The organism is Ralstonia sp. 24A2, from assembly GCF_051783885.1.
Lineage (GTDB): Bacteria > Pseudomonadota > Gammaproteobacteria > Burkholderiales > Burkholderiaceae > Ralstonia.
Genome location: NZ_JBPVZD010000002.1, coordinates 2,572,157 through 2,588,030 on the forward strand (window position 1 = coordinate 2,572,157; position 15,874 = coordinate 2,588,030).

Sequence of the window (15,874 nt, forward strand, 5' to 3'; positions counted from 1 at the left end):
ACAAGAAAATAGGACAATTCGTATCCGACTGTCGTGAGCCACAACAACTCACAACAATTAAGACTCACTCAACGATGTCGGCGTCTTCCGTGAACAGCGTCTGTTGACGCGCATGCGCATCGGATTCGTACAGGCGCACGCCCACGCCCAACAACCGCACAGGAATCTGCCGCCGCTCGAAGCCCTGCGTGAGCAACTTCGAGAACACAGGCAGCGACACCTTCGGGTGAATACATTCGACCGTGGTGCCGCGAAAATCGGCAAAGCGCAGCTTGACGTAGGTCTTGTGGATCATGTCCGCAGCGCGGGCACGCTCAACGCGCGCGGCAAGCTGCTCCACGAGAACAGTCAGCTCGCGCTGGCAATCGTCAAGCGTGCGCAGGTCCGTGGCGTACGTTTCTTCCACGCTGACGGATTTGCGAATCTGCGAGGGTTGCACCTGCCGGTGGTCGATGCCGCGGCAAAGGTCGTGCAACCGGAAACCGAAGACACCGAAATGCTGCTGCAACCGGTCGGTGCCCCAACTGCGCAGGTCCCCGCAGGTTTCAGCGCCCAGCCGACGCAGCTTGGCCGCCGTCACCTTGCCCACACCAAACAGGCGCTCCACGGGCAGCTCGGCCACAAACGCATCCACCTGCTCCGGCCGCACCACGAACAGGCCGTCGGGCTTCTTCCAATCGCTTGCGATCTTGGCGATGAACTTGTTGGGCGCCACCCCGGCTGACACGGTGATACCGATCTCTTCCCGCACACGGCGGCGGATGTCCTCGGCGATGCGGGTGCCGCTGCCGGCGAGCATCGGGCTGTCACTCACGTCGAGGTAAGCCTCGTCCAGCGAGAGCGGCTCTACCAGCGCGGTGTAGCTGTGATAGATGGCGAAGATCTGACGTGCGACCTGGCGATACTTGTCCATGGACGGCGGCACGATCAGCAAGTCCGGGCAACGCTTGACGGCCTGCGACATGGGCATCGCCGAGTGGATGCCAAACTTGCGCGCCTCGTAGTTGCAGGTGGCCACCACGCCGCGCCGCTCGGGCCGCCCGCCTACGGCCAGCGGCTTGCCGACAAGGCGCGGATCATCGCGCATTTCGATGGCGGCGTAGAAGCAATCGCAGTCGCAGTGGATGATCTTTCGCACGGCAGAGGGCCGCAGAAACCCGCTTCAAGTCGGGCTGGCGCGTTCAGGAGGAACGCAAGCGTACCAGCTTCCGCCGGGTGCGCACCGAATGCGCACGCTCGGCTGCGCAACAATGCATTTCGCCGATACCGCAGTGCAGCATCGGCGAATGATGGGACAGGAAATGCAGCTTAGCGGTTGATGTCGCGAGCCACGGCACCGAGTTCTTCGTTCAGCGTGTGCTGCTCGTCGCCGGACAGGCCGCCGTTATGCTGGCTGGCCATATCGTTGGTTTCCTGGCGGATGCGACGCAGGCGGTCACGCAGGCCGTCGCCACGGTACGGATCGATGTAGCCCTGCGACTGGCGCACATCAACGCGGTGGAATTCCTCGGCGAGGCGACCTTGCACCTGATCAAAGCGGGCGCGCGGATCAACCGGGGCCGCGACCGGAACCGGCTCACGCACCACCACCGTGCGAGTTTGCTGCGGCGGGGCCACCACACAGCCGGCCATGGAGGCCACCAGCACAGCGCACAGAGTCAGACGCGGAAGAATCGACATGATTGGGCTCGTATTGTCGTTGTAGAAATGCGCAAGTCGCGCGGGGACTGGCGCTATCTTACGAACCGCTTTACGCAAAGCTGTGACGATTGGTAACAGCACATTACATGCGCAACACCTCCGGCGGCTCCACCGGCGGCGGCGCATCGGGAGACGGCAGATCTGGGGGAATTCCCGGCGGCGACGGCTCGTCAGGCGGGGGAACGGTGTGTGTGGGACACATGAGGCTGCGTGCGCAGCCAATGTCATTGGCGAACCGATCGGCGGACATGGTTTCCCTCCGGGCAAAACGCATTGACAATCTAGTACGTGAACCCTGTACCAACAAGCCACCCTACCCAACCGCCCATGCACGACCTGCCCACTGCACGCTTCCAGGATCGCACGCTGATCCGCATTGGCGACGTTGACGACACAAGCGCAGAAGGTTCGATGCTGCTGCTCGCACCGGAGGCCGGCGGCCGGCTCGTGCGCTGGCGGCATCTCGGTGAAGAGATTCTGTTCTGGCCAACGCAGGCGGATTGGTCCAACCCGGCCAAAATACGCGGTGGCAATCCACTACTGTTTCCCTTCATTGGCCGGCATTTTGTTGACAGCGAGATCGGTCGGTGGCGTGACCCACGTGGGCAAACGTACGCCCTGCCGCAGCACGGCTTTGCGCGCGACCTGCCGTTTGTAGTGGAGGACGCGAGCAACACGCACATCGTCATGCTGCTGCGTGACAGCCCGCGAACGCGCAGCGGCTATCCATTCGCGTTCGAATTTCGCATCACGTATCGGCTATTGATTGACGGGCTGGAAGCGACTTTCTCGATCAAGCACCTCGACGACGGCGATGCGCATACGCCCATGCCGTTCTACGCGGGCCATCATTTTTACCTGGCGCTTCCGCACGCGCTGCGCAGTGCGTCTGAACTGTCGATGCCACCATCGCGGCTCTCACGCCAGTTGGCCGATGGCAGCCTCGATACGCCAGAGCCCGGACGGCCAACCTACCGGCTCGACGATGCAGCGCTGCAGGACCGCTATCACTTGCTGGATGGTGCCGGTGCAGCCACGCTCGCCATTCCGCCGTACGCAGACGCACCGCTTGGCCGCCGTATCCGTATCGAGGTAGATGGCGCGCCGGTACCCTGGCACGCCATCACCACCTGGACGGAAAACGCCACGTCCGACTTCTACTGCGTCGAACCCTGGATGGGCCTGCCCAACGCGATCCACCACGGCGAGGGCCTACACCTGCTCGCCCCCGGCGAAACACGTCAGGCCACCAGCCGTTTGCGGATCACGCGCTAGCGGCGCGCTCAGGCCTTCTCGTACGCCTGCACCGCGTCCATCACGCGTGCCGAGTACACCAGCGCTGCGCCGGCATTGAGCGAGATCGCCACGCTCAGCGCATCGGCAATCTCTTCGTGCGTGGCACCGTGCTTGAGCGCTTCGGCAGTGTGCACGGTGATACAGCCATCGCAACGCGTCGTCACCGCCACAGCCAGGGCAATCAGTTCACGCGTCTTGGCATCCAGACTGCCGGTCTTTGCGCCCGACAGCGTCTGGTAGCCCTTAACCGTATCCGGCGTGATCTTGCCGATCTCGCCAATGCGCCCCAGCAGTTCCTTCCGATACTCAACCCAGTTCAGCATGATGTGCTCCCGGTGGTGTGGCGCTGGCCCGATGCCCGCGTCGTTGGAAAGAGTATTGCCTTTACAAGCGATCCGCTGAATACTCGATTTAACCAATTTCTATCGAAATCGTCTCAATGGATGCACTCAGCCAATTCATTCAGCTAACCCGCCCACAGGCCAGCCTGGATCTGCGCTGCCTGTTTCAAGGCCCGTTCTCGATCCCACACGACCCCGAGCCAGATAGTCAGGTGCTGTTCCACTTGATGCTGTCCGGCACATGCCTGGTGGAAACGGACGGCCGCACGCTCACCTTGCGTGAAGGCGATTTCATCCTCTTCCCACGCGGCCATGCGCACACCATTCACGACCCGGCCAGCGGTGCCGACACCCCCGCTCGCAAACCGCGCGCTTCACACGACGGCATGCTCCCGCTGCGCCAGACCGGCCGCGGTGCTGCCGAAGTGGACCTGCTCTGCGGTCGCTTCGTACACGAGCCCGGCTCGACCACGCTGCTGGTGCGCACGCTGCCTGACCCGCTGCATGTGTCCTTGAGTGATAGCGCTTCGTTTCCAGCGCTGCAAGCCGTCATTGGCATGATGCGCAGCGAGGCCGAAACGCGAGCCCCAGGTGCGCTGGCGATCGTCACCTCATTGAGCCAGGCGCTGCTGACACTGGCATTGCGTGTATACGGTCAGCGCGAGAATGCCTGCCCCGGCACGCTGACACTGTTATCGGATACGCGCCTCGGCCCGTCGATACAGGCCATGCTCAACGCGCCGGAGCGCACCTGGACGATCGATGCGCTCGCTGATCTGGCCGCCATGTCGCGTGCCACCTACGCACGGCACTTCAAGGCACGTGCCGAGATGACCGTGTGGGATTTCCTCACGCGTGTGCGCATGACGCTCGCGTGCGACGCGTTGACTAGGACACGACTCAACGCAGGCGAAATCGGCGCGCGCGTCGGCTACCAATCCGAAGCGGCATTCGGCAAGGCGTTCAAGCAGCAACTGGGGATGACGCCGGCGCGATATCGCCGAGCGATAGCGGAACAACGCGAGACGGCGTCAGACCGAGGGAGATAGGTCAATCAGCGTGGTTCGGAGCCTGGTCAGCAAGCGGACTCGGATTGCCCCAACCATTTTCGAATAGCAATTCATGGAGCGGTTGCCGGGCTGCCCATCGCTGCCGCTCAAGCATCGGCTGATCATAGAACTGGTCGACCCGGCCCAGGCACAGTACCGCTACCGGCCTCGCACCGGGCGGCAGCAAAAGCAGCTGACCAAGCTGCTCAGGATCGAACAGCGAGACCCAACCCATACCGATCCCTTCGGCCCTGGCGGCCAACCACAGGTTCTGAATGGCACAGGCGACTGATGCGAGATCCATCTCCGGTAACGTGCGTCGACCGAAGACATGTCGCTCACGCCCATCCATCAGCGCGGCCACCAAGACCTCTCCACACTCCAGGATGCCTTCGACCTTGAGCCGCATGAAATCATCCTGCCGCTCGCCCAGCGCAACAGCCGTCCGCTGACGCTCGGCCTCGACCAGCGCGTGCATGCGTGCCCGCACTGCACGATCCGTCACATGAATGAAACGCCACGGCTGCATGAAACCGACGCTGGGGCCGAGATGCGCAGCCTGCAGCAATCGCGTCAGGAGCGCCGCATCGAGCGGATCTGGCCGAAAGTGGCGCATGTCCCTCCGCTCACGAATGACACGGTAGATGGTATCGACCTCATCATCGCTATACCGAAATTGGCTCATAGCTCGAAACAACTGACACGCGCGCGTGATGTGCCTGTAGAAAACAAAAAGGACTTACGGCTCATCACCGTAAGTCCTTCGATATTTCTGGTCGGGGCGAGAGGATTTGAACCTCCGACCACCTGCACCCCATGCAGGTACGCTACCAGGCTGCGCTACGCCCCGAACAAGCATGAAAGTATAACAGAGCCGCCGAGCAGATGACTAGTGGGTACCGCGTGCGCTTACGGTTTATCGCTGCGCAGAATCTCCAGCACCGATTGCAGCGCGCGCCGCAAGCTCGGCACGTCGACTGGGCCGCTTACTGCGGCCGGCACCTGTGCCACGACCTCCACTTGCGGCACTTCGACTTCCTCTACCGGCGCAGCGCTCACACCATGCCGCAACTCATCAAGCCGGTTGCGCGCGCCATTGATCGTAAAACCCTGCTCATACAGCAGCTCACGAATACGCCGGATCAACAGCACTTCATGGTGCTGGTAGTACCGCCGATTGCCACGCCGCTTGACCGGCTTGAGTTGCGTGAACTCCTGCTCCCAATAGCGCAGCACATGCGGTTTGACGGCGCACAGGTCGCTCACCTCACCGATGGTGAAGTAGCGCTTGGCGGGAATCGGCGGCAGGTTGACCCGCTCCGTATGTTTATCGGCGGCCATAAAGGGCTGGCGAAAGAAACAGAATGAACGGAAGAATTACGCAACACTCACAGGCAGCGGCTCGACGCGCTCTTCAACGAGCGCCTTGAGTTTCTGGCTGGCGTGGAACGTAACGACGCGGCGCGCCGTGATGGGGATGATCTCCCCAGTCTTCGGGTTACGGCCCGGACGCTGCGGCTTGTCGCGCAACTGAAAGTTGCCGAAGCCGGACAGTTTGACACTGTCACCCTGCTCGAGCGCCTCGCGAATCACGTCGAAGAATGCTTCGACCATGTCCTTCGATTCACGCTTGTTCAGGCCGACCTGCTCGAACAGCATCTCCGCAAGCTCGGCCTTCGTGAGCGTCGGTACATCCTGACCGCGCGCATCACGCGCATCGGCCAGTGCTGACGAAGAAGAATCGAGCGAGTCGTCCAAGGATGCTGCCAACGCAGGCGCGTGTTGATCGTTCATAGGATTCGCTTGGCGTATTCGATCCGAATGCGGAGGTTCGTTCGAGCTGTCTCTAGCGCGCGTGGACGTCAAGCGCGCAGGCGCGCGCCGAATGCATCGCCGGCCGCTCGAATCAGTTGCTGTGTGGCGGCCTCGACAATGTCGTCCTGAAGGGTGCTGTCAGTATCTTGCAACGTAATTCTGAAGGCAAGGCTTTTCTCCTGCGCCCCAATGGCAGCCGTGGCGGCCTTCGGACGAAACTCGTCGAACAGCACAACGCCTTGCAGATAGCGCTGCCACGGCGTACCGACAGCCGTTTTCTCGAACGTATCCACCAGGTCCTGCACCGCCACATCCTGGCGCACGACCAGCGCGATGTCGCGGGTCACAGCCGGCACGCGCGGCACTTCACGATACTTCGGCAGGCCAATTGGGGTGATGGCGTCGAGCTCAAGCTCCCACACCACCGGCGCGGTCGGCAGATCATACTTCTGCAGCCAACGCGGATGCAGTTCGCCGATCCAACCAATCACGCGGTCATTCAACACCACACGCGCTGAGCGCCCAGGATGCAGCGCCGGATGCTCGACGCGCTCAAAGCGCGCTTGCAGCGGCCACAGCAGCGACTCCACATCGCCCTTCACATCGAAGAAGTCGACGGCACGCGTCTGCACGCCCCACTGCTCTTCCTTGGCCGGGCCATAGGCAATGCCGCCAGCCATCATCGGCTGCGCATAGCCGGCGATCGACAGGCCGCCATCCACGACGCTCGCATCGCGGTGGAACACGCGGCCCACCTCGAACATGCGTACGCGCGAGGCCTTGCGGTTCAGGTTGTAGCGCACCTTGTCGAGCAGCCCACCGATGAGCGTGCTGCGCATCACCGAGTACTGGCTTGCGATCGGATTCAGCAACGGGATCGGATTGGTGTTGCCAGCAAAGTCAGCTTCCCATTCGGCCTCGACGAAGGCGAAATTGACGACCTCGTGATAGTCGCGCGCGGCCACGGCATGACGCACATCGTGCATCGTGCGGCGTGCCTCGTCCGTCGGACGCATGGCGCTCTCGGCGACCGGCGGCTTGGCCGGAATCTGTTCGAAACCGTAGATGCGGGCGACCTCTTCGATCAGGTCTTCTTCGATTTCGAGGTCGAAGCGGTACGACGGCGGCTCAACGATGAATACATCGCCGTCCACGTTAAACGTAAGGCCGAGGCGCTTGAACACATCGGCCACGACTTCATGCGACAGCGGAATGCCGAGCACGCGCGCCGCACGTGCGACACGCATGCGCACCGGCTCGCGCTTGGGCAGATTGACGATCTGATCATCAATCGGGCCAGCCTGACCGCCACAGATGTCGAGGATCAGCGCGCTGATGCGCTCGATGTGCTCAACCGTCGTGGCGTAGTCAACGCCGCGCTCGAAGCGATGGCCGGCGTCGGTCGAGAAGTTGTAGCGGCGCCCGCGGCCCTGGATGGCTTCCGGCCACCAGAATGCGGCTTCGACGTAGATGTTCTGCGTATCGAGCGTGACAGCGGTCTTGTCGCCGCCCATGATGCCGGCGAGGCTTTCAATGGCCTGTTCGTCGGCAATCACGCCGACTTTTTCGTCGACGGTGATGGTGTCACCGTTGAGCAGCTTCAGTTGCTCGCCCGGCTTGCCCCAGCGCACCGTCAGGCCGCCGTGGATCTTGTCCAGATCGAACACGTGCGACGGGCGGCCCAACTCCAGCATCACGTAGTTGGAGATATCGACCAGCGCCGACACACTGCGCATGCCCGCACGTTCGATACGCGAGACCATCCATGCCGGCGTCTTCGCATGCGCGTTCACGCCGCGGATGATGCGACCCGAGAAGCGGCCGCACAGGTCCGGCGCTTCCACCTTGACTGGCAGCTTGTCGGCCAGCGTCACCGCCACCGGCGCCATCGACGGCAGCGTGATCGGCGCACCCGTCAGCGCGGACACTTCGCGTGCCACGCCGTGGATCGACAGGCAGTCCGCCTTGTTGGGCGTGAGCTTGATGACGAAAATCTGGTCGTCCAGGTCGAGCACCTTGCGGATGTCCGCGCCCACCGGCGTGTCTTCCGGCAGGATCAGCAGGCCGCCGTGGTCCTCCGACAACTTCAGTTCGCGCGCCGAGCACAGCATGCCGTAGCTCTCAACACCGCGCAGCTTGCCGATCTTGATCTTGAACGGCTTGCCGTCTTCGCCCGGCGGCAACTCGGCGCCCAGCATCGCGCACGGCACCTTGATGCCTACCGACACGTTCGGCGCGCCGCAGACGATCTGCAGCAGCTCGCCCGTGCCCGCATCGACCTTACAGACGTTCAGGCGATCGGCGTCCGGGTGCTTGTTCACCTCGACCACGTGGCCAACAACGATCTGCGAGAACGGCGGCGCAACGGGGTCAACCTCTTCCACTTCAAGGCCGGCCATCGTCAGGCGATGGGAAAGCTCATCCGTGGTGATCGACGGATTGACGAAACTGCGAAGCCAGGATTCCGGAAATTGCATGGCGCGACAGAAAAGAGAATTCGATTAACGGGGCGACGGGTTAGTCAGTGCGAGCGCAGCGCTTACGCGAACTGGCGCAGGAAACGCACATCGCCCTCGAAGAACAGGCGCAGATCGTTGATGCCATAGCGCAGCATCGTCAGGCGCTCAAGGCCGGAGCCAAACGCAAAGCCGATGTAGCGCTCCGGGTCCAGACCCATGTTGCGCACCACGGTCGGGTGCACCTGGCCGGAACCGGAAATCTCCAGCCATTTGCCGTTGCCGAAGGCCATGTCGATTTCGGCCGACGGCTCGGTGAACGGGAAGTACGACGGACGGAAACGCACGTTGATGTCGTCGCGCTCGAAGAAGTTGCGCAGGAAGTCGGTGTAGACGCCCTTCAGGTCGGCAAAGCTGATGTTGTCGGCAATCCAGAGGCCTTCAACCTGGTGGAACATCGGCGAGTGCGTGGCGTCGCTGTCGACGCGATACGTGCGACCCGGCGCGATGACCTTGATCGGGGGAATGCGGTCGAGGTGCTTGTACTTCTCGACGTGCATGCGGGCGTAGCGCACCTGCATCGGGCTGGTGTGCGTGCGCAGCAGCAGGAGCTTGTCTTCGCTGTCGCGGCCATCGATGTAGAAGGTGTCCTGCATCGAGCGCGCCGGATGGTTGTCCGGGTTGTTCAGCGCCGTGAAGTTCATCCAGTCGGATTCGATCTCGGGGCCATCGGCCACATCGAAACCAATCGAGCCGAAGATCTTGGCGACACGCTCCCAGGTGTTCATCACCGGGTGCAGGCTGCCCTCGGCCACGTCGCGGCCGGGCAGCGTCACGTCGATCGCTTCGGCGGCCAGGCGCGCGTTCATCAGCGCATCGGCCAGCGCCTGGCGGCGGGCGGTCAGAGCTTCTTCAACGCGGCTCTTGGCCTGGTTGATGCGCGCGCCTTCGGTCTTGCGCGTCTCCGGATCCAGCTTGCCCAGACCTTTGAGCAAGTCGGTCAGCACGCCGGACTTGCCGAGAAAGCGTGCTTTCTCGTTTTCCAGCGAGGCGTTGTCCTCCACAGAGGCAAACGCGTTTTGGGCATCGACGACGACTTGGTCCAGATCCAGTGACATGGGAAGGCGAGCGAAAAAATTCGGGTGATTCGGAACTACAGAATAAAAAACGGGGCTCGGTAAGAGCCCCGTCAGGGTGACTAGCCGGCAAACTGTTGGGCAATTCCAGCAGCCCGCCCGGCTAATCCATCAGGCGACGTTGGCTTTCACCTGGTTCACGATGGCGGCAAAAGCCACCTTGTCGTGAATGGCCATGTCCGACAGCACCTTGCGGTCCAGTTCGATGGACGCCTTCTTCAGGCCGTTCATGAACTTGCTGTAGGTCAGGCCATGCTCGCGTGCGCCAGCGTTGATACGTGCAATCCAGAGTGCGCGGAACACGCGCTTCTTGTTGCGACGATCGCGGTAAGCGTACTGACCAGCACGCATGACCGCCTGCTTGGCGATGCGATAGACGTTATTGCGGCGGCCGCGGTAACCCTTGGCTGCACTGATAACCTTCTTATGACGGGCCCGCGCTGTGACCCCACGTTTTACTCGAGGCATGAAATGCTCCTTTCGTAGTTAGTTAGGGTTAGGCGTACGGCATCATTGCGCGAACGGACTTCAGGTTCGTCTCATGGACGCCCTCGGTACCGCGCAGGTGACGCTTGTTCTTGGTGGTCTTCTTGGTCAGGATGTGACGCTTGAAGGCTTGGCCACGTTTGATCGTGCCACCAGGACGGGCAGTAAAGCGCTTGGAGGCGCTTTTCTTCGTCTTCATCTTCGGCATGGAACAACTCCGCTTTTGACATGAAGCCAGGTGGACGGCTGGCGCCGACACTTGCAAGACCCGGACTCACTTGTTGTATCGCGGCAGGCTTTGATGCCAACCGCGTTTTCCGACGTTTCCGTCTGAAACCTGCTCAGCGCAGCCGGAATCATCCGGCCGCCACTGCATTACTTCTTCTTCTTGGGTGCCAACATCATCACTGCCTGGCGACCTTCCATCTTCGGCATCTGCTCAACCTGAGCGAATGGCTCCAGGTCAGTCTTGATTCGCTCCAGCATGCGCATGCCAATCTCCTGGTGGGCCATCTCACGGCCCCGGAAACGCAGGGTGACCTTGACGCGATCCCCATCCTCATCCAGGAAACGCTGTGCATTGCGCAGCTTGACGTTGTAGTCACCGTCGTCGGTACCAGGGCGGAATTTGACTTCCTTCACCAGGATGACCTTCTGCTTCAGCTTGGCCTCGTGGGCCTTCTTCTGTTCCTGATACTTGAACTTGCCATAGTCCATCAGGCGGCAGACGGGCGGCTGCGCGGTCGGCGCGATCTCGACCAGGTCGACGTCTTTTTCTTCTGCCAGACGCAATGCGTCAAACAGTTTGACGATGCCGAGCTGTTCCCCTTCAACCCCGGTCAGCCGGATTTCCGGCGCGGTGATTTCGCGGTTGAGGCGGTGAGATGACTTATCGGTAGCGATGTTGAATATCCTCAAAGAATCAAAAAAACAGGCCGTGTCCAGCTCATGACTTGTTGGCGAGATCGTTCTGCAGTCGCTCAACGAACGCCGACAGCGGCATGGAGCCTAGATCGACGTTGCCACGGGCACGCACGGCCACCTGACTTTCATCCCGTTCTTTGTCGCCGACCACAACCTGGTACGGGACCTTCTGAACGGAATGCTCGCGGATTTTATACCCAATCTTCTCATTCCGCAAATCGACGACCGCCCTAAATCCTTGTTTTTGCAGGGATTGCGCAACGGATTGTGCGTATTCGGCGTGCGAATCGGTGATGCTGAGCACCGCGACCTGCACCGGCGAAAGCCACGTCGGCAGCGCACCGGCGTATTGCTCGATCAAGATACCGATAAAGCGCTCCAGGCTGCCCACGATGGCCCGGTGCAGCATGATCGGGCGATGGCGCGCGCCGTCTTCGCCGACAAACTCAGCATCCAGGCGTTCCGGCAGGTTCGGGTCGACCTGGATCGTGCCGCACTGCCACTGGCGACCAAGTGCATCTTTCAGCACGTATTCGATCTTCGGGCCATAGAACGCACCCTCGCCTGGCAGGTACTCGAATTCGCAGCCGGAGGCACGCAAGCCGTCCGCCAGGGCAGCCTCGGCGCGATCCCAGCTTTCCTCGGAGCCGATGCGCTTTTCCGGACGCGTGGACAGCTTGTACAGAATCTCGGTAAAGCCAAAATCCTTGTAGACCTTCTGCAGCAGCGTCGTGAAGGCCGTTACCTCAGCCTGGATCATGTCCTCCGTGCAGAAGATGTGACCATCGTCCTGCGTAAAGCCGCGCACGCGCATGATGCCGTGCAGGCCACCCGACGGCTCATTGCGGTGGCAAGCACCAAACTCACCGAAGCGCAGCGGCAGGTCGCGGTAGCTCTTGATGCCCTGCTTGTAGATGAGGATGTGGCCGGGGCAGTTCATCGGCTTGAGCGCGTATTCGCGCTTTTCCGATTCCGTGATGAACATGTTCTCGCGGTACTTGTCCCAGTGGCCGGTCTTTTCCCACAGCGACTTGTCGAGAATCTGCGGCCCCTTTACTTCCTGGTAACCGTTTTCGCGGTAGACGCGGCGCATGTACTGCTCGATCTCCTGCCACAGCGTCCAGCCCTTGGGGTGCCAGAACACCATGCCCGGAGCGGTTTCGTCGATGTGAAACAGGTCGAGTTCGCGACCGAGCTTGCGGTGGTCGCGTTTCTCGGCCTCTTCCAGCATGCGCAGGTAGGCTTCCTGGTCTTCCTTCTTGGCCCAGGCCGTGCCGTAGATGCGCTGGAGCATCTCGTTGTTGTGGTCACCGCGCCAGTAGGCACCGGCCACCTTCATCAGCTTGAAGACCTTGAGCTTGCCCGTGGACGGCACGTGCGGGCCACGGCACAGGTCAACGAAATTGCCCTCGCGGTACAGACCGATTTCCTGATCCTCCGGAATGGAGGCGATGATTTCGGCCTTGTACTTCTCACCCATGCCCTGGAACAGCTTGACGGCTTCGTCGCGGTTCCAGACTTCGCGCGTGACCTTTTCGTCTTTCTTGGCGAGCTCCGCCATCTTCTTTTCGATGGCGACGAGGTCTTCGGGCGTGAAGGGGCGCTTGTAGGCGAAATCGTAGTAGAAGCCGTTGTCGATGACGGGGCCGATCGTGACCTGCGCCTCCGGATACAGCTCCTTGACGGCGTAGGCCAGCAAGTGGGCCGTCGAGTGGCGGATCACGTCGACGCCGTCGGCGTCCTTGTCCGTGATGATGGCAAGCTTGGCATCGCGGTCAATCGAATAGCTCGTGTCGACCATCTGGCCGTCCACGCGGCCGGCCAGCGCAGCCTTGGCCAGACCGGCGCCGATGCTTTGCGCCACTTCAGCCACCGTCACCGGGCCGGGAAACTCGCGCCGGGAACCGTCCGGCAACGTGATTGCGATCATGCTTGCTCCTGTGGAGTCACCGTCGTGCGCTCAGATGCGCCCGGCGGCAGTCATTCTGTCGTGCGCCGCGCCGATCTGGCGTGGCAGGTTGTCGAATCTGATGTTTCGAAGCGCCTTCAGCTTGATCGCCACGCATGACACGAATTGCGGACGAAAAAAAAACGCGGCCAAGGCCGCGTTTTCATTTGCGCTATCTACCACTTGGGCAGACCGCAAAGGGCGAAAAACGCACCTTGACTACTGTCGCTCCGAAGCGGTTGTAGTTCGCGGTGCTCGAATCATATTCGCCTTGTGTTCAGTTGTACGGGACAAACCCGAGGGATGACGGCTTGGACATCCTACCCGACGCGTCCTGCTAAATGCGTTGGTAGGCTCGATTGGACTCGAACCAACGACCCCCACCATGTCAAGGTGGTGCTCTAACCAGCTGAGCTACGAGCCTGCCGAAGAACAAGACTATACCGTCACTTCCTTTTCGCTGTCAATACCCCTTGCACTTCTTCGATCAAAGTCAGCGCGCGTTGCAGTTGTGTAGCCTCCGCCACCTCGGCGGTGAACTGCATTTTTGCGACGCCCTTACTCGATAGCGTTCGCACGCCGGTCACGTTGATCTTCTCGCGTGAGAGGATTTCCGAGATGTCGCGCAGCAGACCCTGGCGGTCCAGCGCCTCGACCTGGATGTCGATCGGGTAGACCGAATCGCTGCGTTGACCCCACTCCGTCTGGATCACGCGACCCGGCGCGCGGGCGGCCAGTTGCTGGAACGTCGCGCAGCTTTGCCGATGGATCGACACACCGCGCCCGCGTGTGACAAAACCAACGATCGGATCCGGAGGCGCCGGCTTGCAGCAGCGCGACATCTGCGTGAGCAGTGAATCAACGCCCACCACCAGCACGCCGCTTTTGGCGCCACGGGCCACACTGGTCGCCCTGCTCTTTTTGGTGATCAACGCTTCATCGTCGACCGGCGCGGGCGGCGGTGCGCCGTCCGAACGCAGGACGGCTTCGATGCGGCGCAGACTCAGTTCGTCCTTGGCGACCACGGCATAGAGATCATCCGGCGTCTTGTAGCCGAGCTTGGCTGCCAACTCCTCCAGATTGACGGCAGTCTTGCCCTCGCGCTGCAGTGTCTTGTCGATGAGCGCCCGACCCTGCGCGAGCGTCTCTTCCAGCTCCATCGCGTTGAACCACGCACGCACTTTCGTGCGGGCGCGCGGGCTGGCCAGATAGTGCAACTCGGTGTTCAGCCAATCGCGCGACGGCCCGCCCTGCTTGACCGTAACGATCTCGACGGTCTGCCCGTTCTTGAGCGGCGTATTCAACGGCACCATCGCGCCGTCAACGCGCGCGCCGCGGCAACGGTGGCCAAGATCACTGTGCAGGTGGTAAGCGAAGTCAACCGGTGTCGCGCCTTGCGGCAACGCGATCACGCGCGCCTGCGGCGTCAGTACGTAGATATGGTCATCCAGCTCGGTGTGCTTGAGCTGCTCCCACGGGGAATCTTCGTGCGCAACGGTGTGCTCGGCGTCGTCCTTCCAGGCGAGGAGCTGACGCAACCAGGCAATCTTTTCGTCATAGCGCTCGCTGGCGGAGAACTGGCCCGCGTAACCCCTACTGCCGGCTTCCTTGTAGCGCCAGTGGGCGGCCACGCCGTACTCGGCAAAGTGGTGCATCTCGCGCGTGCGGATCTGCACCTCCAGCGCGCGGCCATCGTCGCCGATCACCACCGTGTGCAGCGACATGTAGCCGTTGGCCTTCGGGCGCGAGATGTAGTCGTCGAACTCCTTCGGGATGGGCTGCCACATGTGGTGCACGAAGCCGAGCACGGTGTAGCAATCCTTGATGTCGTCGACGATGACGCGGAACGCGCGCACGTCGTACAGATCGGCAAAGTCGAGTTCCTTGCCGCGCATCTTTTTCCAGATGCTGTAGATGTGCTTGGGCCGGCCGGTCACCTCGGCCTGGATGCCGGCGTCATGCAGCGTCTTCTGCAACTGCGCGATGGCCTCGCCGATGAACTTCTCACGCTCGATGCGCTTTTCGTCGAGCAGGCGGGCGATGCGCTTGTAGGTATCGGGGTCTTCAAAGCGGAAGCCGAGGTCTTCCAGCTCCCACTTGAGTTGCCAGATGCCCAGGCGGTTGGCCAGCGGCGCGTAGATGTCGAGCGTTTCGCGCGCCATGCCCTCGGGCGCGGGGCGCTTGCTTTGCGCCAGCCAGCGCAGCGATTGCAGCCGCGACGCCAGCCGGATCAGCACCACGCGAATATCCTGCGCAAATGCGAGCAGCATCTTACGCAGTGCTTCGACCTGGGCGCGACGTGCCTCGGCTTCATTCTTGCGCGTGATGCTGGCATCCGTCGGGCTGACCAAGCCGGCAATTGCACCGATGCGCAGCAGTTGCCGCACGTCATGCACGAGCTTGACGACCTCGGCGCCAAACGCAGGTTCCAGCGCCTTTTCGTTGTCCATCGCCAGCGTGGGCAGCAGGAACAGCGCCGCCGCCTGCAGCGATGGCGTATCGACGCGCAGCCCCTCAAGAATGGCGATCGTGCCGCGCGCGTGCGACTCCAGCGGCTCGCCTGTCAGCGTGACGTTGTCCGCAGCGTTGGCCACTAGGTATTCGATCGCCCGCGCGACCAGCGTACCGTTGGCGCCCTGCTCTGCCGCGAGTGTTGCCAACTTGCCAGCTCCCTCGGCTGGCCGGCCGGTCTTGTTCTCCATGATGCGTCCTGCTTGCGTCT

Annotated in this window: 15 protein-coding genes and 2 tRNA genes; 2 read left to right on the top strand and 15 right to left on the bottom strand. The window is 61.9% G+C overall.

Annotation, left to right across the window (positions count from 1 at the left end):
• Nucleotides 1–64: 64 nt before the first annotated feature.
• Nucleotides 65–1,153: a DNA polymerase IV gene (dinB, locus tag ACS13N_RS16850; RefSeq protein ID WP_438932875.1), complete on the bottom strand. Its 1,089-nt coding sequence runs from the start codon at nt 1,151–1,153 to the stop codon at nt 65–67.
• A 155-nt stretch (nt 1,154–1,308) separates the two neighbouring features.
• Nucleotides 1,309–1,680, bottom strand: coding sequence for a hypothetical protein (locus ACS13N_RS16855; RefSeq protein ID WP_438932695.1), 372 nt, complete (start codon nt 1,678–1,680; stop codon nt 1,309–1,311).
• A 348-nt stretch (nt 1,681–2,028) separates the two neighbouring features.
• Here ACS13N_RS16855 and ACS13N_RS16860 point away from each other — a divergent pair, with 348 nt between their 5' ends.
• Nucleotides 2,029–2,976 carry an aldose epimerase gene (locus ACS13N_RS16860; protein ID WP_438932696.1) on the top strand — a complete coding sequence of 316 codons (948 nt, stop codon included), beginning with the start codon at nt 2,029–2,031 and terminating at the stop codon, nt 2,974–2,976.
• A gap of 8 nt (nt 2,977–2,984) precedes the next feature.
• Here the strand turns inward: ACS13N_RS16860 and ACS13N_RS16865 are convergent, their stop codons facing one another.
• Nucleotides 2,985–3,320, bottom strand: coding sequence for a carboxymuconolactone decarboxylase family protein (locus tag ACS13N_RS16865; RefSeq protein WP_021194672.1), 336 nt, complete (start codon nt 3,318–3,320; stop codon nt 2,985–2,987).
• A 116-nt stretch (nt 3,321–3,436) separates the two neighbouring features.
• Between ACS13N_RS16865 and ACS13N_RS16870 the strand changes: the two genes are divergently transcribed.
• Nucleotides 3,437–4,387 carry a cupin domain-containing protein gene (locus ACS13N_RS16870; protein ID WP_438932697.1) on the top strand — a complete coding sequence of 317 codons (951 nt, stop codon included), beginning with the start codon at nt 3,437–3,439 and terminating at the stop codon, nt 4,385–4,387.
• A 1-nt stretch (nt 4,388) separates the two neighbouring features.
• Here ACS13N_RS16870 and bluB read toward each other — a convergent pair whose 3' ends face one another.
• The 12 genes from bluB to ACS13N_RS16930 all read right to left on the bottom strand — a co-directional run bounded on the left by bluB (nt 4,389) and on the right by ACS13N_RS16930 (nt 15,854).
• A complete protein-coding gene (gene bluB / locus ACS13N_RS16875; RefSeq protein WP_438932698.1) occupies nt 4,389–5,072 on the bottom strand; it encodes a 5,6-dimethylbenzimidazole synthase in 684 nt (227 codons plus the stop codon).
• 88 nt (nt 5,073–5,160) lie between these two features.
• A tRNA-Pro gene (locus ACS13N_RS16880) sits at nt 5,161–5,237 on the bottom strand.
• 59 nt (nt 5,238–5,296) lie between these two features.
• A complete protein-coding gene (locus ACS13N_RS16885; protein ID WP_438932699.1) occupies nt 5,297–5,728 on the bottom strand; it encodes a MerR family transcriptional regulator in 432 nt (143 codons plus the stop codon).
• Between the two features lie 36 nt (nt 5,729–5,764).
• Nucleotides 5,765–6,181 (bottom strand): integration host factor subunit alpha, encoded by a 417-nt coding sequence (locus ACS13N_RS16890; protein WP_438932700.1) that lies wholly within the window; start codon nt 6,179–6,181, stop codon nt 5,765–5,767.
• Nucleotides 6,182–6,249: 68 nt separating this feature from the next.
• Nucleotides 6,250–8,679: a phenylalanine--tRNA ligase subunit beta gene (pheT, locus tag ACS13N_RS16895; RefSeq protein WP_438932701.1), complete on the bottom strand. Its 2,430-nt coding sequence runs from the start codon at nt 8,677–8,679 to the stop codon at nt 6,250–6,252.
• Between the two features lie 62 nt (nt 8,680–8,741).
• Nucleotides 8,742–9,770 (bottom strand): phenylalanine--tRNA ligase subunit alpha, encoded by a 1,029-nt coding sequence (pheS, locus tag ACS13N_RS16900; RefSeq protein WP_438932876.1) that lies wholly within the window; start codon nt 9,768–9,770, stop codon nt 8,742–8,744.
• A 135-nt stretch (nt 9,771–9,905) separates the two neighbouring features.
• Nucleotides 9,906–10,262 carry a 50S ribosomal protein L20 gene (gene rplT, locus ACS13N_RS16905; protein WP_012762124.1) on the bottom strand — a complete coding sequence of 119 codons (357 nt, stop codon included), beginning with the start codon at nt 10,260–10,262 and terminating at the stop codon, nt 9,906–9,908.
• Nucleotides 10,263–10,290: 28 nt separating this feature from the next.
• Nucleotides 10,291–10,488, bottom strand: a complete 198-nt coding sequence (gene rpmI, locus ACS13N_RS16910) for a 50S ribosomal protein L35 (protein ID WP_004636003.1) — start codon at nt 10,486–10,488, stop codon at nt 10,291–10,293.
• Between the two features lie 167 nt (nt 10,489–10,655).
• Nucleotides 10,656–11,198, bottom strand: a complete 543-nt coding sequence (gene infC / locus ACS13N_RS16915) for a translation initiation factor IF-3 (protein ID WP_438932877.1) — start codon at nt 11,196–11,198, stop codon at nt 10,656–10,658.
• Between the two features lie 28 nt (nt 11,199–11,226).
• Nucleotides 11,227–13,134: a threonine--tRNA ligase gene (gene thrS / locus ACS13N_RS16920; protein ID WP_438932702.1), complete on the bottom strand. Its 1,908-nt coding sequence runs from the start codon at nt 13,132–13,134 to the stop codon at nt 11,227–11,229.
• Between the two features lie 365 nt (nt 13,135–13,499).
• Nucleotides 13,500–13,576, bottom strand: a tRNA-Val gene (locus ACS13N_RS16925).
• 22 nt (nt 13,577–13,598) lie between these two features.
• Entirely contained in the window at nt 13,599–15,854 is a 2,256-nt protein-coding gene (locus tag ACS13N_RS16930; RefSeq protein WP_438932703.1) for a RelA/SpoT family protein, read from the bottom strand.
• Between the last annotated feature and the right edge of the window lie 20 nt (nt 15,855–15,874).